This is a genomic window from Flavobacterium sp., assembly GCF_020217025.1.
GTDB lineage: Bacteria > Bacteroidota > Bacteroidia > Flavobacteriales > Flavobacteriaceae > Flavobacterium.
In genome coordinates this window covers 1-18,520 of sequence record NZ_JAIWOF010000148.1, presented here as the reverse complement: position 1 = coordinate 18,520, position 18,520 = coordinate 1, and the positions used below count along the sequence as shown (strand labels likewise).

Here is an 18,520-nt window from a genome sequence, read left to right as displayed (position 1 = left end):
TTCCGAACAGAGAAGTTAAGCCCGACTGCGCAGATGGTACTGCAGTTATGTGGGAGAGTATGTCGCCGCCTTTCTTTTGAAAAGCCTGTCTATAACTAGACAGGCTTTTTTGTTACCAATATAACGTCCCAACGGGACTTTAAATATAAAAAACCACCTTAATAAGGTGGTTTTTTTATTGGTTTAAGTTTTTAAAATAGTTACAATGTATATTTATCGGGCAATCATCACATTTTGGATTGGTTGGTCGGCAAATTTCTCTGCCTAAAAAGGAGAAAGCCATTCCAATTTCATTCCAAATTTCATAAGGGAGTTGTTGCATTAATAGTTTTTCGATTTTATTTCCGTCTTCATATTTTGGTGTTAAACCAATTCTCGGCACAACTCTAATAACATGTAAATCAACTATTATGCCTTCTGCTTTTTGATTGGTTTCTCTCAATATTACATTCGCAGATTTTCTTCCAATACCTTTCAAAGTAATTAATTCGGTTGAATTTGTTGGAATATTACTATCCGTTTTTAGAAGTTTAGCTAATTCAAATATCCAAGTTGTTTTAGTTGGATAATTTTTAACTTTTGTAAAGTAAGGAGTTATCTCTTCAATGTTTGAATTTGATATACTTTCCAAATTTGGAAATTTTTCAAAAAACGGAATAGTAATATTGTTAATATTCGCATCCGAATCTTGAGCAGATAAAATCACCATTATCAGTAATTGATAGGTATTGTTATAGTTTAGAGGATACTTTCTTCCTTTGTATTTATCAATTAATGGTTCTAGATTCTCTTTCCAATTTTCAAATAGCATTTTTATTTTAAAGGTAATAAAAAAAGGAGTTCAACTTAATTGCTGAACTCCTTTAGTAAATTATTTATTTTGATTATTTTACCAATCCTCTTGATATAACAATTCGTTGAATTTCTGAAGTTCCTTCGTAAATTTGAGTGATTTTAGAATCACGCATCATTCTTTCTACGTGGTATTCACTTACGTAACCATTTCCACCGTGAATTTGTACAGCATCATTAGCTACTTCTAAAGCGATTTCTGAAGCGTATAATTTTGCCATAGCACCAGAATGTGCAATATCTTCACCATTATCTTTTTCTGAAGCCGCTTTGTGAATTAATAATCTAGCACATGTAATTTTTACATGCATATCTGCTAATTTGAAAGCAATAGCTTGGTGATTGAAAATTGGTTTTCCAAAAGCTACACGCTCTTGAGAATATTTTAAAGCTAATTCGTAAGCTCCTTGTGCAATACCTAACGCTTGAGATGCAATTCCAATTCTTCCTCCATTTAAAGTTGACATCGCGAAAGCGAATCCAAATCCGTCAGCACCGATTCTATTTTCTTTTGGAACTTTTACATCGTTAAATAATAAAGTATGTGTGTCTGAACCACGGATTCCCATTTTTTTCTCTTTCGGACCTACTTCGAAACCTGGCATTCCTTTTTCTACAATCAGAACGTTGATTCCTTTGTGTCCTTTTGAAGCATCGGTTTGAGCAATAACTAAATAAGTAGAAGCTGTTCCACCATTCGTAATCCAGTTTTTAGTTCCATTTACTAAATAATGGTCGCCCATATCGATAGCAGTAGTTCTTTGCGAAGTTGCGTCTGAACCTGCTTCTGGTTCTGATAAACAGAAAGCTCCAATTACTTCACCTTTTGCTAACGGAGTTAAATATTTTATTTTTTGCTCTTCTGAACCGTATTTTTCTAAACCAGCACAAACTAGTGAGTTGTTTACCGACATGATTACCGCTGCAGAAGCATCCACTTTTGCAATTTCTTCCATAGCTAAAACGTAAGACAAACTGTCTAAACCAGCTCCTCCGTATTTTGGATCAACCATCATTCCTAAGAACCCAAGTTCTCCCATCATTTTCACTTGTTCTGTTGGGAATTTTGAATGTTCGTCTCTTTCAATAACTCCAGGTAATAATTCTGTTTGAGCAAAATCTCTAGCAGCTTGCTGAATCATTAAATGCTCTTCGGTTAATTTAAAATCCATATTATTTAGATGTAATGTTTGTTTATTTTGTAATTTCAGGAACCAAATGTAAAGATTAATTACCAAATTTTCAATAACAATTTGTAATTTTAACCCATGTTTAAAGAAAACTACAACGTTATCGGAGTTATGTCGGGCACATCGTTAGATGGAGTCGATTTGGCTTATATAAAATTCAATAATTCAGGTCGTTGGACGTTTGAAATATTTCAATCCGAAACTGTTTCGTACTCGGAAGAATGGCTTACTAAATTAAAAAATGCGATTCATTTTAGTACATCAGAATTAGAAGAATTGAATGTTAGTTATACAAAACTTTTAGCTTCGATAATTTCTGAATTTATATCTAAATATCAACTCACTGAAATCGATGCCGTTTGTAGTCATGGTCATACAATTTTGCACCAACCTCAGAACGGATTTACACTTCAAATTGGAAACCTTTCAATGATTCGCGATTTGGTAAATCAAACGATTGTTTGCGATTTTAGAGTGCAAGATGTGGAATTAGGAGGTCAAGGTGCTCCATTGGTTCCAATTGGAGATGAATTGCTTTTTTCTCAATATGATTATTGCTTGAATTTAGGCGGATTTTCGAATGTGTCATTTAATGAAAATGGTAACAGAATTGCATTTGATATTTCTCCCGTAAACACTGTTTTAAATTTCTATGCGAACGAATTAGGCTTTCCGTATGATGATGCTGGAAATTTAGCAAAATCTGGAAATGTCAATCAAGATTTATTGAAACAACTAAATGATTTAGAATTCTATGCTTTGCCTTATCCAAAATCTTTGGGAATGGAATTTGTAAACGCGAATATTTTTCCTTTGATAAACTCGTTTTCAATTGATGTAAAAGACAAACTTCGCACTTTTGTAGAACATATTGCTATTCAAATTGCAAATATTTGTTCAAAACCAAATGCAAAATTATTTACAACAGGAGGAGGCGCTTATAATCGATTTTTAATTGAGAGATTGCGTAATTATTTACCTACAACTAAGGTGATAATTCCTGATGATAAGACGATTCAATTTAAAGAAGCATTGATTTTTGGATTTTTAGGAGTTTTACGATTACGAGATGAAATTAATGTATTGTCCTCAGTAACAGGAGCTAGTAAAAATCATTCAACAGGTGTTGTATTTAGTTGAATGTTATAAAAAACTAAAAATTAGAGTTTAGGCTTTAGTCCTTAAACAGATTATGTATATTTGTAAAACGAATAAAATTTAACCGACACAATGAAAGATTTATTAAAGAAATTTGAAAACAAAGAACCAGAAATAGTATTTAATTGGAAAGACCCTGAAACAGAAGCTGAAGGATGGACAGTAATCAACTCGTTAAGAGGTGGTGCTGCAGGTGGCGGAACTCGTATGCGTAAAGGGTTGGATATGAACGAAGTACTTTCGTTAGCAAAAACTATGGAAGTTAAGTTTTCAGTTTCAGGACCAGCAATTGGGGGTGCTAAATCGGGAATTAATTTTGATCCAAACGATCCAAGAAAAAAAGGAGTTTTAGAAAGATGGTATAAAGCGGTTTCCCCATTATTAAAAAATTACTACGGAACTGGTGGTGATTTGAATGTAGATGAAATTCACGAAGTAATTCCAATGACTGAAGATTGTGGTGTTTGGCATCCACAAGAAGGTGTTTTCAATGGTCACTTTAAACCTACAGAAGCTGATAAAATCAATAGAATCGGACAATTGCGTCAAGGTGTTATCAAAGTAATTGAAAACCCAAATTTCTCTCCAGATGTAAATAGAAAATATACAGTAGCTGATATGATTACTGGTTACGGAGTGGCAGAAGCTGCACGTCATTATTATGATATTTATGGAGGAACAGTTGTTGGTAAAAAGGCTATCGTTCAAGGTTTTGGGAACGTAGGTTCGGCAGCCGCTTTTTATTTAGCTCAAATGGGAGCAAAAGTCGTTGGAATCATTGATAGAGATGGTGGTGTTATCAACGAAAACGGATTCTCATTCGAAGAAATTAAAACGTTATTTTTAAATAAAGACGGAAATAAATTAGTAGCAGATAACATGATTCCGTTTGCGGAAATCAATGAGAAGATTTGGTCAATGGGAGCTCAAGTATTTGCTCCATGTGCAGCTTCAAGATTGGTTACTAAAGAGCAAGTAGATAGTATGATTGCATCTGGATTGGAAGTAATTTCAAGTGGTGCGAATGTTCCGTTTGCTGATAAAGAAATTTTCTTTGGACCAATTATGGAAGAAACAGATAAAAAAGTAAGTTTAATTCCTGACTTTATCGCAAATTGTGGTATGGCTAGAGTTTTTGCTTATTTCATGGAGAAAAAAGTACAAATGACAGATGAAGCTATTTTCTCTGACACCTCAAATAGAATTAAAAATGCAATTGAAAAAGCACATGCTTTAAACTCAGACAAAAAAAATATTAGCGCAACCGCTTTTGAAATTGCTTTGAAACAACTAGTTTAAATTTTTAAATCATGGAAGCAGTATTAATACTCCTGTTTGTAATTGGATATTTGTCAATAACCCTGGAACATCCTTTAAAATTGGATAAAACAGTTCCGGCATTATTAATGGCTTCCTTAATGTGGGCTTTATTAGCTGTAGGATTTCACAAAGGGTGGTTTTCTGTAGTTGATGGACACGGGGCTATTTTTAATATTAATTCTGGAGATGTTCATCAACAAGAGCATGGTTTTGAAGGTTTACTTTTACATCATATTGGTAAGGTAGCTGAAATTTTGATTTTCTTAATCGGAGCTATGACCATTGTTGAGTTAATCGATTTACATAGAGGTTTTGACGTATTGAAAGATATGGTTAAAACCAAAAGTAAAATCAGACTTTTATGGATTACCGGAATTGTAGGGTTCATATTATCTGCTGTTATTGATAACCTTACAGCTACAATTGTATTGATATCTTTATTGAGAAAATTAGTCCAAAATAGAGAAGAACGTATTTGGTATGCTTCTTTAATTGTTATTGCAGCAAACGCAGGAGGAGCTTGGTCTCCAATTGGAGATGTTACAACAACTATGTTGTGGATTGCTAAAAAAGTTTCCGCAGGTGGTTTATCAGAATATATTATTATTCCTTCAATTGTTTGTTTTGTAGTTCCTTATGTATTAGCTTCAAGAATGAAAATTTTTAAAGGAGAAATTGTAGTTGATGAAAAAAACCATGAAGACCGCGAACGTTTGCTAAGTAGTAAAACCATGCTTTGGTTAGGATTAGGAGCAATTGTTTTTGTGCCTATTTTTAAAACGTTAACTCATTTGCCTCCTTATGTGGGAATGATGCTTAGTTTAGCAGTTGTTTGGATGGTTTCTGAATACATTCATCCAGAAGATAATTTTGATAAATCGAGAAAGCATTTATATTCTGCTAATAAAGCCTTGTCACGTATTGAAATTTCAAGTATTTTATTTTTCTTAGGAATTTTAATGGCTGTAGCTGCTCTTGAGAGTTTGGTTTTTGGATCAATCAACGGACAAGAAGTAGGGACTTTACGCTATGCCGCTGAGAGTATTTCAAATGCAATTCCAAGCATGGATATAGTAGTTATACTTTTAGGGGTTTTATCTGCTGTTATCGATAATGTGCCTTTAGTTGCGGCTTCTATGGGAATGTATACTTATGAAATGGATCATTCTATCTGGCATTTCATTGCATATTCTGCAGGAACTGGAGGAAGTATGTTAATTATTGGTTCTGCAGCAGGTGTTGCCGCTATGGGTATGGAAAAAATCGATTTCATTTGGTATTTAAAAAAAATAACTTGGTTAGCTTTTGCTGGCTTTATGGCAGGAGCATTAACTTTTTTATTTATTGAACATTTTATTAGATAACAATAATTAATTTTAATCTACGTTTTAATTACAAATTAAGTATACAGTATGAGTTTATTTCTTCAAGCCGATAGTTTAGCGGTTGCTAGTCAAGTAGTAGCAGACGAACAAGTAACAGAAAAAACATTATCAATCTGGAGTTTGCTTACCAGTGGAGGTATTGGTGGTCAAATTATTATGATTGTTTTGTTCCTTCAACTTTTCTTTGCGTTGTTTTTGTATTTCGAACGTTTGATGGCAATTAATAAAGCGTCAAAAATTGATGCTAGTTTTATGAATAATATCAAAATGAATATTATGTCAGGTAAGCTAGATGCTGCAAAAATGTTATGCGCGCAAACCAATTCGCCTGTGGCACGATTAATTGAAAAAGGAATATCTCGTATTGGAAAACCTTTAGAAGACATCAATACAGCAATTGAAAATGCAGGTAACTTAGAGTTATATAAATTAGAGAAAAATACAAGTATGTTGGCTACCATTTCAGGAGCTGGACCAATGGTTGGTTTCCTTGGTACTGTTGTTGGTATGATTCTTGCTTTCCATGAAATGGCAAGTGGTGGTGGACAAATTGAAGTAGGTGTTTTAGCGGAAGGTATTTACACGGCTATGACCACTACAGTTGTTGGATTAGTTGTTGGTATTATTGCTTATGTTGGTTATAACCATTTAGTTGTAAAAACGAATAAAGTAGTAAACCAAATGGAAGCCAATGCAGTTGATTTCTTAGATTTATTAAACGAGCCAGTATAATGAAGTTAGGTAAAACAAGAAATAAAGTTTCAACAGAATTCAATATGTCGTCAATGACCGACATCGTGTTCTTGTTGCTTATCTTTTTCATGCTAACTTCTACTATGGTAACTACTAATGCATTGGATATCGTTTTGCCGAAAGCTAAAGGAAAAACAGATAGTAATAAAAGTACATCAGTTAGTATTGATAAGGATTTGAACTTTTTTATAGATAAAGACGAAGTGAACGAAGCCGATTTAGAAAAACAATTATTGGCTTTGTTTGCTAATTCTGAAAATAAGGCTATCGTGTTGCGTGCTGAAAAATCGGTTCCACATGAAAAAGTGGTTAAGGTTATGGAAATTGCCTATCGTAATCAAATAAAAATGGTTATTGCGGTTAATCCTAAATAGTTAAATCATGAAATTTTTAGAAACACCAGAGGAAAAAAAATCATTCACAATAACTTCGGTTATTTTTGTGATACTTTTTCTGTTGTTTACTATTTTCGGATTGACCTATATGGATCCTCCACCAGAAAATGGAATAGCTGTTAACTTTGGAACTAGCGATACGGGTAGTGGTGAAATACAACCCACAGAACCCGTGCAAATGTCGCCCGATCAAGCGAAGTCGGAACCTGTTCCGGCAGAAGAAGATGATGTGTTAACGCAAGATGAAGAAGCTCCAATTACGTTACCTAAAAAAGAAGTAAAAAAACCAGTTGTAAAACCTTCAGAAAATAAGCCTGTTGTAAAGCCAACAGAAACCAAACCTGTAAAACCTAGTAACAGTGCTTTGAATAGCATTATTAAAGGTCCAAAACAAGACGGTACAACACAATCAGGACATGGAGATGATGATTCTGGTGGTGATAAAGGTAATCCAAATGGAAGTTTATATGCAAATAGTTTCTATGGAAATGGAACTGGAGATGGAATTGGTACCGGGAAAGGAACAGGTTGGGGATTAGCAGGAAGAAAATTAGCTGGTAATAGTAAAAAAATTCAAGATTGTAATGAATCTGGAAAAGTGGTGGTTAAAATTTGGGTAAACCGCCAAGGAAATGTTATTAAAGCAGAACGTTCTCAAGGAACAACTAATACCAATCCTTGTTTAGTTAATCCAGCATTAGAAACGGCCAAAACTTTCAAATGGCAACCCGATGCTAATGCGCCCGAAACTCAAATTGGTTTTGTGGTAGTGAATTTCCAAGTAGGAGAATAATTTCTTTATTATCCCATTCAAAATGACGTATCAAGAAACCACAGCATGGTTATTTAGCCAGTTACCAATGTTTCAAATGCAAGGCGCTTCGGCCTATAAAAAAGATTTGACCAATACTTTATTGTTGGTAGAACATTTGCAACATCCCGAATCCAAATTCAAATCAATTCACGTAGCTGGAACCAATGGAAAAGGTTCTACTTCGTCTATGATTGCTTCGATTCTTCAAGAAGCTGGATATAAAGTGGGTTTGTACACTTCGCCTCATTTAAAAGATTTTCGTGAACGTATTCGCATTAATGGCGAAATGATTTCCGAAGATTTTGTGGTTGATTTTGTTGCGCAAAGTAAAACTTTTTTCGAAGACAATCAATTAAGCTTTTTTGAAATGACCGTTGGTTTAGCCTTTGATTGTTTTGCCAAAGAACAAGTGGATGTGGCTGTGATTGAAGTTGGAATGGGAGGTAGGTTAGATTCTACCAATGTAATTACTCCATTAGTTTCTGTAATTACAAATATTGGTTTTGATCATACGCAGTTTTTAGGAGATACATTGCCGAAAATTGCTGCTGAAAAAGCTGGAATTATAAAATCAAATGTTCCTGTAGTAATTGGAGAATATTCGGAAGAGATAAAACCCATTTTCATTGCTAAAGCAAAATTAGAAAATGTACCGATATATTTTGCTCAAGATAATTTAGAAGTTACTTACGAATGCGCTTTGTTAGGAGATTATCAGGTTCATAATAAAAAAACAGTTCTTCAAGCCATCAAATTATTACAATCACAATTTAAAATAGAGGAAAATCATATTAAGTTAGGATTGAAAAATGTAATTCAAAATACAGGATTACTTGGTAGATGGCAAATTTTAAAACAAAAACCTTTTACTGTTTGCGATACAGCTCATAACAGTCACGGATTAAAAATAGTGTTGAATCAAATTCAAAAGCATCAATTTGAAACCCTTCATATTGTTTTAGGTGTGGTAAATGACAAGGATTTAGATTCGATTTTACCATTATTTCCAAAAAGTGCGAAATATTATTTCTGTAAACCCAATGTCCCTCGCGGATTAGATGCTGAAATTTTAAAACAAAAAGCAAGTCATTTTAGTTTATTTGGAAAAGTATTTAATTCGGTATCAGAAGCTTATGGTGAAGCGGTTAATTCGGCGAAAGATTCTGATTTTATTTACATAGGCGGAAGTACTTTTGTAGTGGCAGAAATTGTGTAATTTTTTTTCAAAAACACTTGCAGATACAAATAATCCTTGTATATTTGCACTCGCAATACGGTAATAGTAAAGCAATTTATTGGGGCGATTAGCTCAGCTGGTTCAGAGCACCTCGTTTACACCGAGGGGGTCGGGGGTTCGAACCCCTCATCGCCCACAAAAAAGCACTTCAAATGAAGTGCTTTTTTTTTATATCAAAACCAAAGTTTTTTCTAATGCCATTCCTCTCGATCCTTTTATTAGAAGTAAATTGTTTTTTGGAAGATTCGTCTTTAAAAAAACTGAAAAAGATTCAAAATCTTCGAAGAAACTCATATGTGTATTGTGAATTTGATTTTTGAAGAAATCTTTTCCAATAAAGTAAGTAGTTATCGATGTTTCGTTTTCTAATAATGCAATAATTTTTTTGTGCTCCAAAAGACTCTCTTCACCTAATTCAAACATGTCGCCAAGAATGGCAATTTTGTTCTTTTTTTCTAACTGTATAAAGTTAGCAATTGCAGCAGCCATACTACTTGGATTAGCATTGTAAGCATCTAAAATTATTTCATTTCCATTTTTTAGTATTAATTGAGAGCGGTTGTTTTCTGGAATGTAGTTTTCAATTGCTTCTTTAATTAATTCATCAGAAACTTTGAAATAATTTCCTATGGTAATAGCGGCATTAATATTGTTAGCATTATAAATTCCAATGAGATGAGATTGTACAGTTTGATTGTTGAATATTATTTTCACCATCGGATTTGCTTCAATAGTTGAAATTTTTACATCTGCAGTAGAATCATTTAAAGAGAAGCTAAACCGTTTAATATTTGTGGATTTTTCTTTTTGTATCGAATCATCTACATTAACAAAAACCATCTTGTTATTGCCTCTAAGATAATCATACATTTCACTTTTACCCTTAATTACTCCTTCAACTCCGCCAAATCCTTCTAGATGTGCCTTTCCAAAATTTGTTATATAACCATAATCAGGTTGTGCAATTTGACAAAGAAATTCTATTTCTTTTTGATGATTAGCTCCCATTTCAACTATACCGATTTCTGTTTCTTTGGTAAATCGTAATAGGGTAAGAGGAACACCTATATGGTTATTTAAATTACCAATTGTAGCAAGAGTATTATATTTTTTAGAAAGAACTGCGTGTATTAATTCTTTTGTAGTGGTTTTGCCATTGCTGCCTGTTAAAGCTATGATTGATAATCCTAAAAAAGTTCTGTGATATTTAGCCAATTCTTGTAAGGCAATTAGTGAATCTTTTACTAGTAAAGTACGATTGTCAATTAGATAAGTTGGATTGTCTATTACCACATATTTTGCTCCTTTTTCTAATGCTTCTTTAGCAAAAGTGTTGGCGTCAAAATTATCGCCTTTTAATGCAACGAATAAAGAGTCTTTTTCAATTTTACGCGTATCTGTAGAAACACTCGAACACTCTAAAAATAAAGAATGTAAATTTGCAATTGTGGTCATATAAGGTTTATTAAATTGAAACGAAGATAAAAAAAAGCCCTTTCGTTTGAAAGGGCTTTTAAAGTATTTTGTATGAAAATTATTTTTTTGGATTTCCTCTAGGAGTCTTTTTGTTTGACTTTGGACCTACTTTAGACATCGCACATCTAAATCCGATGTAGTCTGTAGCCATATCTTGAGGGAAGAATCTTCTAGAAGCAGGGTCTAACCAATAAGCTCTATCTCTCCATGAACCTCCTTTGTAAACTCTAACATTGTCATCTACTAAAGTAGTTCTCTTGTCAGATTTATCAAATTTCTTGTCCATTTTACCTAAACTATCAGCAGTGATAGAGTGTTTAGGAGCTTCGTACATTCTGTGTTTTTCTTCTCCTGCACCTTCTTCAGAGTCAGTAAATTTATAATAACGAGTTGATTGTCTATCACCATCTCTATAATTTCTGTTATCAGAAGTTGAGAATTGAGTTCTTAAATAAGTCTCGTTTTCATCAACTGGTACTTGAGCAATTTGACCAGGGAAATTTCTAGCCATAATTCTACCATTACTTAAAGTATCGTAAGTAATATTGTCAGAAGTCACTAATTCAACAACTCCATCTTCACCAATTTTGTTTTTTGTATAAACGTTACCTCTGAAATAGTTGAAGTCATTTGCTTCGTCATCAACCATTGGTCTGTAAACGTCTTGTACCCATTCAGCTACGTTACCTGCCATATCGTATAATCCGAAATCATTTGGCGCATAACTTTTTACTTTATTGGTAATATCAGCGCCATCATCAGACCATCCAGCAATTCCTCCGTAGTCTCCTTTTCCTTGTTTGAAGTTGGCTAATTGGTCACCTCTATATTGTCTTTTAGACGAACGAGTATATTGACCACTCCAAGGGTATTTCTTTTGTCCTTTGTAGATATTGTACTCTCTATTTCCAACTAAAGCAGTAGCAGCATATTCCCACTCAGCTTCTGTTGGTAATCTGTATTCAGGTAAAATTAAACCTGAACTTCTTTGAGCATATACGTTTTTAGCATCTTCTGCAGCTGCTCTTCTTCCTCCACCCATTTCTTTTTTCAGTACTACTTCTTCATTACCACCAAATGTTTTAGATGGAGTATTGATATACGTTTCAGTACTAAATGAGTTTTCAGCAGTTACATCTGTTCCTAATGCAATTTTGTTGTCTTTTTTAAGATAACCTTCGCGCTCTAAAATATTTTCATTTACACGATCAGTTCTCCATTTACTAAATTCAACAGCTTGAATCCAGTTAACTCCAACTACAGGGTAGTCAGCGTATGCAGGGTGTCTTAAGTAATTGTTAGTCATCGTTTCGTTGTATCCTAAACGATTTCTCCATACTAAAGTATCTGGAATTGCTCCGTTATAGATGTGTTTGTAATTTTCTTCTGTTGGAGGAAATACAGTTTTTACCCAAAATAAGTATTCAGAATACATTTTGTTTGTAACTTCTGTTTCATCCATGAAGAATGATTGTACGTGTTGTTGATTTGGAGAGTTATTCCAATCATGCATAACATCGTCTTGTACTTTACCCATTGTAAAAGTACCACCTTCTACCGAAATCATTCCTGGAGGGGTTTCTTGTTGCTTAAACTTGTCGTTAAACTGAAATCCACCTTTTTTGTCATTGATTTTCCATCCCGTAGCAGTAGAACCACCTTTAGTGCTTCCTTTTTTGCTACAACCCGTAAAACCTAATGCCAGTGCTAATACTACTAACACTTTTAAAGCCATAATTTTCTTAATTTTCATACTTTAGTAGGTAATAAATTTAGTGTCGCAAGATAATAATTATGAATTAAAATGCAACATGTTTTTAAAAATTTGTAAAAAAAAATTAATGTTATGTTAAAATCCTTTCTCTTACAACGTTTTATACTAAGTTTTATTGTAAAAAATTAGAATAAAATAAATAATTTTTTTCTCTTTGTAATATATATGTGTTAATCACGTTTTATAGCTAATGAAAAAGAGTCTGTTATTTTTGTTTTTATTTTATTTTGCGTTTGCTACTGCTCAGCAAACGGAAAAAGTTTCGATTAATTGGAAATCGAATTCAGATTATAATATAGGTGAAACTACAATTAAAGTTCCGCAGTTTGATTTAGAGTTTTATAATTTGGATATTCCTTTGAAGAAAATTCAGTTTAGAAAGATTGTTTCTGTTTCAGCTGCCACAAATTCTTCTAGTCTTGTTATTTCAAATGTGTTATATCAAAATGTACCAGAATCTGAACTTTACGATTTAAATAAATCTTTAATTCCAAATAAAATTCAAGCTTCTTTAGAAGTGGTTCGTGCTCGCGATGATTATAAAGGATTGTTGATTGTAAGTCCTATCATAAAAGAAGGTAGCGTTTATAAAAAAATCCTGTCTTTTTCTTATTCTTATCAAAACAATTTGTCAAACAGAAATCAAAGTTCAAATATTGTCCAATCAATTTCTAATTCCGTTTTGGCTACAGGTAGCTGGTATCGTTTTTATGTTGAGAAATCTGGTATTTATAAAATTTCGAAATCGTTTCTTCAAAGTTTAGGTTTCAATGTAAATGTAGATCCAAGAAATATCAAGATTTACGGAAATGGTGGAAGAATGTTGCCTTTGAATAATTCCTCGTCTTATTCGGATGATTTAGTAGAAAATGCTATACAGTTTTCCGGTGAAGATGACGGTGTTTTTGATAACAATGACTATATTTTATTTTATGCTGAAGGAATAGATACATGGAATACAGAAAGTTTAACTAGCGTGAATTTATTTGCAGATAAATCGTATTATTATGTTGCTTCTTCAGGTGGCGCAGGAAAAAGAATTCAATTAGCCACAGAGCCATCAGGAACACCCACTTTTAATTTTTCTAAATTTGATGATGTTTTTTATTATGAGAAAGACCTAGTAAACGTTGGTAAAGTTGGGAGAAGATGGTTTGGGGAACAATTCAATATTACAAATGAACAAACTTTTGATTTTACAATTCCTAATCTTGATAACGTTACTCCTGTTTCTATTTATGTAAATACGGCATCAAAATCTTTTGGAAATTCTTCATTTGCGTGTAAGGTTAATAATCAAGATTTTGGGTCCATAAACTTTCCTGCATTAGTTGCTTTTAGTGGTGTTGAAGGTTATGAGTCGGCAATTAATAATACTATTTCTTTGTCTTCAAATACTATTAGTCTTAAATTAACTTATAATAATGGTGGAGTTCCTAGTTCGAATGGCTATTTAGATTTTATCAAAATTTCTTCAAAGCGAAATTTGGTTGGTTATGGTAAGCAGTTCTCCTTTTTCAATAATGACGAATTGAGTAATGTTGGAATTGGGCAATATACAATTACATCTGCTACTAATGTTCCACAGGTTTGGGATGTGACTGATTTATCAAATGTGATCAAATACGAAAATACTTCTGGAGCTACTTTTGCTTTCAAAGTAAATCTTGGTAATCAGAAAAAGTATGTAGCGCTAGATTTGTCAGATACTTATACCCCTTTAAAAGAAGGGAATAGTGTGGTTCAAAACCAAAACTTAAAAGGAACAATTTTTAATAATAATCAAGGTAATTTTCAAGATATTGATTATTTAATCATAACACCTCAGATTTTGATTACTCAGGCAGAACGTTTGGCTGATTTTCACAGAAATAATTCTGGATTAAGTGTTCGTGTTGTAACATTAGAAAAAATCTATCAAGAATTTTCATCCGGTAAACAAGATATAGCAGCTATCCGTAATTTAATTAAGTATGTATATTGGAATGCTTCTGCTCCTGATAAAAGAGTCAAGTATGTTAATTTATTTGGAGATGCTTCTTATGATTACAAAAGCAGACTTTTTAGTAACACTAATATAGTTCCTGTTTTTCATGGGTTTAATCCTTTTTCATCTGACATTAATAATATTTCTAATATGTCCTTGTATTCGTCGTTTATGTCTGACGACTTTTTTGGGTTAATGGATGCTGGAGAAGGGCAAATGTTAGGAGGTTTTGATGGTATTGATATTGCTGTTGGTCGTATGTTGGTTTCTAATTTGACTCAGGCAAAAGAAATGGTGGATAAAGTTGTAGAGTATCATGATGAGAAATCCTATGGTAGATGGCGAAATAATTATGTTATTTATTCTGATGATGCTGATAATGATACCGATGCTACACTTCAATTTGGATTAGACAATTTAGCTAATACATTAACTGCCCAAAAGCCTTTTGTAAATGTAAAAAAAATACATACCGATGCATATGTTCAGCAAGTAGCAGCTGGAGGTGAGCGTTATCCAGAAGCTAAAAATGATTTCTTAGATGATTTAGAACAAGGAGCATTGGTGTTTAATTATTTTGGTCACGGAAATGAGGAAGCATTAGCACGAGAACGTTTGTTTGAAAAATTAGATGCTCAAAATTTGACCAATCGTTATCGATATCCGCTTTTTATCACAATAACTTGTGAATTTACACGTTTTGATGATCCAAACCGTTTTACTGGTGGTGAATATATGTATTGGAATAAGAGTGGTGGAGCAATTGCTTTAGTTGCTACAACACGTCAAATAGGAGTTACTACTGGGTTTGTAATGAATAATTATTTGAGTGAATATTTATATGCTTTTGGGTCTACGAATTATCCAACAATTTCTGAGGCACTTCGATTGACTAAGTTGTCCACAACATCAGATAACAGAAGAGTTGTTTCTTTTATTGGAGATCCAGCTGTTAAATTGGCTATTCCAAGACCGAAAGTGGTTTTGACTAAAGTAAATGATGTTCCAATGAGTCAACCACTACCTGTTTTGCAAGCATTAAGTTTGGTTAAAATTTCAGGAGAAGTTTGGGATGAAAATAATGCCGTGATTTCAAATTATAATGGTGATTTAGCGGTTCAGATTTTTGATAAAGATATTAACAGAAGCACCTTAGGTAATAATGGTGTTACCGATGCAAACGGACTTATAATAATGAATTTTGTGACTTTAGGAGAAACTGTTTTTAGAGGTAATGCATCTGTAATAAATGGTCAGTTTGAGTTTAGTTTTGTTGTGCCTCAAGATATTAGAGTTCCGGTTGGAAATGGTAAAATTAGTTTTTATGCTAAACGCGATGTCCCGAATCTTGATAATCAATCAGGTTATGATAAAACAATCCAAATAGGAGGGGTTAACGTAAGTGCTCCTAGTGATAGCAATCCTCCAACGGTTCGTTTGCATATGAATGATGAAAGTTTTGTTTCGGGTGGAATTACAAATTGTTCTCCAATATTGTTAGCCTTTTTAAAGGATGAAAATGGGATTAACACAGCAAGTGGAATTGGTCATGATATTGTGGCTATTTTAGATGGAGATGAATCAAATCCATATGTGTTGAATGAGTATTATGAAACGGAAAATGATGATTATACTTCGGGAAGATTACGATTTCCGTTCCGAAATTTAACGCCTGGCATGCATACCATTTTGTTCAAAGCTTGGGATGTGTATAATAATTTGGTAACGGCTGAAATTCAGTTTAACGCAGTTTGTTCGGATGACGGTTTGCGTATTGAAAAAGTGTTGAATTACCCAAATCCATTCGTGAGTTACACCGAATTTTGGTTCAATCATAATATGCCGTTTGAGCCTTTAGATGTTCAAGTTCAAATTTTAACAGTTTCAGGGAAATTGGTTAAAACGATTAATCAACAAGTAACTACAGACGGATTCTTGTGTAGAGAAGTTACTTGGGATGGAAGGGATGATTTTGGAGATAAAATTGGTAAGGGTGTTTATGTTTACAAACTCACAGTTAGATCAGCTACGACAGGTAAATCTGCAGAAAAATATGAGAAACTTGTTATCCTATAATAAAATACTATATTTGTCAAATTAATATTAATGAAAAAAATGAAAAAAATTGCTTTATTATTAACCGTTTTGGTGGTTAGTCAATATGCAAAAGCACAAGGAGATAATCGCGTAATTACTACAGGAGTTCCGTTCTTGCTAATTGCTGCCGATGCACGTTCTGCAGGTATGGCAGATATGGGTGTGGCAACATCTACTGATGCTTTTTCACAACAATATAATCCAGCTAAGTATGCTTTTTCTATTGAAAAACAAGGTTTTTCTGTTAGTTATACGCCATATTTAACGAGTATTGCTAATGACATTTCACTAGGACAGCTAACGTATTTTAACAAAATCAATGAGCGTAGTGCGTTTGGAGGTTCGATACGTTATTTTGGTTTAGGAGATATTGAGTTGAGACGAACTGGTGATCCAGGAGAGATTCCAAGGGTGGTTAATCCTAATGAATTGGCTTTAGATGGTTCTTATTCATTGAAATTGAGTGAGCGCTTTTCAATGGCAGTTGCTGGTCGATACATACGTTCAAGTTTGAAAATTGCAGATGAAAATACAGATGCCACAGCTGCTTCAACTTTTGCTGTTGATATAGCGGGTTATTATCAGTCTGAAGAAGTTGCGTATGACGATTTTAATGGAAGATGGAGAGCTGGTTTCAATTTTCAAAATATGGGGCCAAAAATAAGTTATGATAATGACGATTTAAATGATAATTTTTTACCTGCTAACATGCGTCTTGGTGGAGGTTTTGATTTTATTTTTGATGAATATAACAAAGTGAGTGTTAGTGCAGAGGTTACAAAATTATTAGTTCCAACTCCACAGAAAGTTATTGATTTTGACGAAGATGGCGATATTGATAGCTCTGATTATGCTGAAGCAAACAATAGATATAGAAAAACAAGTTGGGTAAGCGGTATTTTTAAATCATTCAATGATGCTCCAGACGGACTATCTGAAGAGTTGAAAGAATTTACTTATGCTTTAGGAGCTGAATATTACTATCAAGATTCATTTGCAATACGAATGGGTTATTTTAATGAAAATGAATTAAAAGGAGCAAGGAAGTATTTTACTTTAGGAGCAGGTTTTAAATACAATATCGTCAAAATTGATGTTTCGTATTTGTTTTCTACTTCAAAAGTTAAAAACCCATTGGAAAACACATTGCGTTTCTCGCTAACTTTTAATTTTGGTGATAAATACGATGAACTTTAAAAAATAAATAAATTAATAAACAATCCAAATTCTTATTTTAGAATTTGGATTTTTTTTCCTTACATATGAAGCAAATTTCAATAAACACTACCATTTCGGTACTTACAAAAGACGAATTGTCTAAAGAAGAAACAAGTTTAATGTCTCAAGCATTTGAAGCAAGAAGTAAAGCCTATGCGCCTTATTCTAAATTTACTGTAGGAGCAGCCATTCTTTTAGATAATGGAATCGTAGTTCAAGGTTCGAATCAAGAAAATGCAGCTTATCCTTCAGGTTTGTGTGCTGAGCGTGTAGCAATTTATTATGCGGGTGCAACTTATCCAAATGCTAAAATTGTAAAAATGTTTATCACAGCATCTCCACAGGACAGAGATTTAGAAGAGCCAATTCCACCATGCGGAAGCTGTAGACAAGCAATCGCTGAGTACGAATTCAAACAAGATACACCAATTGCAATTTTCTTTATGGGAGCAAAAGGAGATATCTATAAGTCAGATTCATTGAAAAATATCCTACCATTAGTTTTCGATAAGAATCATCTATAACGATTTCGTAACTTTTTTTATCGATTTTGTTATAAAAAATACAAAAATCGTAGAATTTAATTTTTTCAATCAGGTTCTATGTAGTATTTTTGCTGTTCGTAAAATTGGGATTGACAAATAATGTCTTTCGCAATTCAATTGTATTAAAAAAACAAACCAAAATGAAACCAATTACAAGAGAAGTTTACCTAAAATGGTATGAAGACATGCTATTTTGGAGAAAGTTTGAAGATAAACTTGCCGCTGTTTATATCCAACAAAAAGTTAGAGGATTTTTGCACCTTTATAATGGTCAAGAAGCTGTTTTAGCTGGAGCTTTACATGCAATGGACTTGTCTAA

At 33.2% G+C, this 18,520-nt stretch carries 15 protein-coding genes and 1 tRNA gene; 12 read left to right on the top strand and 4 right to left on the bottom strand.

Translation table 11 applies throughout. The annotated features are described in order from the left end of the window. Positions 1–175: 175 nt before the first annotated feature. Positions 176–811, bottom strand: coding sequence for an endonuclease III (locus tag LDL23_RS07505; protein ID WP_291265144.1), 636 nt, complete (start codon positions 809–811; stop codon positions 176–178). Positions 812–884: 73 nt separating this feature from the next. Further along, entirely contained in the window at positions 885–2,024 is a 1,140-nt protein-coding gene (locus LDL23_RS07500; protein WP_291265143.1) for an acyl-CoA dehydrogenase, read from the bottom strand. A 96-nt stretch (positions 2,025–2,120) separates the two neighbouring features. Between LDL23_RS07500 and LDL23_RS07495 the strand changes: the two genes are divergently transcribed. The 8 genes from LDL23_RS07495 to LDL23_RS07460 all read left to right on the top strand — a co-directional run bounded on the left by LDL23_RS07495 (position 2,121) and on the right by LDL23_RS07460 (position 9,240). Beyond that, positions 2,121–3,182: an anhydro-N-acetylmuramic acid kinase gene (locus LDL23_RS07495; protein WP_291265142.1), complete on the top strand. Its 1,062-nt coding sequence runs from the start codon at positions 2,121–2,123 to the stop codon at positions 3,180–3,182. A 90-nt stretch (positions 3,183–3,272) separates the two neighbouring features. After that, positions 3,273–4,499 (top strand): Glu/Leu/Phe/Val dehydrogenase dimerization domain-containing protein, encoded by a 1,227-nt coding sequence (locus LDL23_RS07490; protein ID WP_291265141.1) that lies wholly within the window; start codon positions 3,273–3,275, stop codon positions 4,497–4,499. A gap of 11 nt (positions 4,500–4,510) precedes the next feature. Continuing rightward, positions 4,511–5,884, top strand: a complete 1,374-nt coding sequence (gene nhaD / locus LDL23_RS07485; protein WP_291265140.1) for a sodium:proton antiporter NhaD — start codon at positions 4,511–4,513, stop codon at positions 5,882–5,884. Between the two features lie 48 nt (positions 5,885–5,932). After that, positions 5,933–6,637 carry a MotA/TolQ/ExbB proton channel family protein gene (locus LDL23_RS07480; protein ID WP_026726421.1) on the top strand — a complete coding sequence of 235 codons (705 nt, stop codon included), beginning with the start codon at positions 5,933–5,935 and terminating at the stop codon, positions 6,635–6,637. Beyond that, positions 6,637–7,032, top strand: a complete 396-nt coding sequence (locus LDL23_RS07475) for a biopolymer transporter ExbD (RefSeq protein ID WP_291265139.1) — start codon at positions 6,637–6,639, stop codon at positions 7,030–7,032. The genes LDL23_RS07480 and LDL23_RS07475 overlap by 1 nt, the downstream gene beginning before the upstream one ends. A 7-nt stretch (positions 7,033–7,039) precedes the next feature. Beyond that, complete coding sequence (locus LDL23_RS07470) at positions 7,040–7,846, top strand: energy transducer TonB (RefSeq protein ID WP_291265138.1); 807 nt, start codon at positions 7,040–7,042, stop codon at positions 7,844–7,846. A 22-nt stretch (positions 7,847–7,868) separates the two neighbouring features. Continuing rightward, a complete protein-coding gene (locus LDL23_RS07465; RefSeq protein ID WP_291265137.1) occupies positions 7,869–9,083 on the top strand; it encodes a folylpolyglutamate synthase/dihydrofolate synthase family protein in 1,215 nt (404 codons plus the stop codon). Between the two features lie 82 nt (positions 9,084–9,165). Then, positions 9,166–9,240 (top strand) — tRNA-Val (locus LDL23_RS07460). Between the two features lie 32 nt (positions 9,241–9,272). On the opposite strand, the gene murF is transcribed toward LDL23_RS07460, so the two are convergent. Next, the gene (gene murF, locus LDL23_RS07455; RefSeq protein WP_291265136.1) at positions 9,273–10,559 is read right to left on the bottom strand and encodes a UDP-N-acetylmuramoyl-tripeptide--D-alanyl-D-alanine ligase; all 1,287 of its coding nucleotides are present in this window, start codon (positions 10,557–10,559) and stop codon (positions 9,273–9,275) included. Positions 10,560–10,638: 79 nt separating this feature from the next. Next, positions 10,639–12,333: a gliding motility lipoprotein GldJ gene (gldJ, locus tag LDL23_RS07450; RefSeq protein ID WP_291265135.1), complete on the bottom strand. Its 1,695-nt coding sequence runs from the start codon at positions 12,331–12,333 to the stop codon at positions 10,639–10,641. A gap of 211 nt (positions 12,334–12,544) precedes the next feature. Between gldJ and porU the strand changes: the two genes are divergently transcribed. From porU to LDL23_RS07430, 4 genes are all read left to right on the top strand, one after another. Continuing rightward, positions 12,545–16,417 carry a type IX secretion system sortase PorU gene (gene porU / locus LDL23_RS07445; RefSeq protein ID WP_291265134.1) on the top strand — a complete coding sequence of 1,291 codons (3,873 nt, stop codon included), beginning with the start codon at positions 12,545–12,547 and terminating at the stop codon, positions 16,415–16,417. Between the two features lie 39 nt (positions 16,418–16,456). Next, positions 16,457–17,635 carry a type IX secretion system outer membrane channel protein PorV gene (gene porV / locus LDL23_RS07440; protein WP_291265133.1) on the top strand — a complete coding sequence of 393 codons (1,179 nt, stop codon included), beginning with the start codon at positions 16,457–16,459 and terminating at the stop codon, positions 17,633–17,635. Between the two features lie 65 nt (positions 17,636–17,700). After that, positions 17,701–18,180 (top strand): cytidine deaminase, encoded by a 480-nt coding sequence (locus tag LDL23_RS07435; protein WP_291265132.1) that lies wholly within the window; start codon positions 17,701–17,703, stop codon positions 18,178–18,180. Positions 18,181–18,341: 161 nt separating this feature from the next. Further along, positions 18,342–18,520 (top strand): thiamine pyrophosphate-dependent enzyme (locus LDL23_RS07430; RefSeq protein ID WP_366935482.1); only part of this gene is annotated, 179 nt, incomplete at its 3' end.

Coding starts and splice junctions, on each gene's coding strand:
- LDL23_RS07500 (WP_291265143.1), bottom strand. CDS start 2,024: ATGGATTTTAAATTAACCGAAGAGCATTTAATGATTCAGCAAGCTGCT.
- porU (WP_291265134.1), top strand. CDS start 12,545: ATGAAAAAGAGTCTGTTATTTTTGTTTTTATTTTATTTTGCGTTTGCT.
- LDL23_RS07505 (WP_291265144.1), bottom strand. CDS start 811: ATGCTATTTGAAAATTGGAAAGAGAATCTAGAACCATTAATTGATAAA.
- LDL23_RS07480 (WP_026726421.1), top strand. CDS start 5,933: ATGAGTTTATTTCTTCAAGCCGATAGTTTAGCGGTTGCTAGTCAAGTA.
- LDL23_RS07495 (WP_291265142.1), top strand. CDS start 2,121: ATGTTTAAAGAAAACTACAACGTTATCGGAGTTATGTCGGGCACATCG.
- porV (WP_291265133.1), top strand. CDS start 16,457: ATGAAAAAAATTGCTTTATTATTAACCGTTTTGGTGGTTAGTCAATAT.
- LDL23_RS07465 (WP_291265137.1), top strand. CDS start 7,869: ATGACGTATCAAGAAACCACAGCATGGTTATTTAGCCAGTTACCAATG.
- LDL23_RS07475 (WP_291265139.1), top strand. CDS start 6,637: ATGAAGTTAGGTAAAACAAGAAATAAAGTTTCAACAGAATTCAATATG.
- LDL23_RS07490 (WP_291265141.1), top strand. CDS start 3,273: ATGAAAGATTTATTAAAGAAATTTGAAAACAAAGAACCAGAAATAGTA.
- nhaD (WP_291265140.1), top strand. CDS start 4,511: ATGGAAGCAGTATTAATACTCCTGTTTGTAATTGGATATTTGTCAATA.
- LDL23_RS07470 (WP_291265138.1), top strand. CDS start 7,040: ATGAAATTTTTAGAAACACCAGAGGAAAAAAAATCATTCACAATAACT.
- murF (WP_291265136.1), bottom strand. CDS start 10,559: ATGACCACAATTGCAAATTTACATTCTTTATTTTTAGAGTGTTCGAGT.
- LDL23_RS07435 (WP_291265132.1), top strand. CDS start 17,701: ATGAAGCAAATTTCAATAAACACTACCATTTCGGTACTTACAAAAGAC.
- gldJ (WP_291265135.1), bottom strand. CDS start 12,333: ATGAAAATTAAGAAAATTATGGCTTTAAAAGTGTTAGTAGTATTAGCA.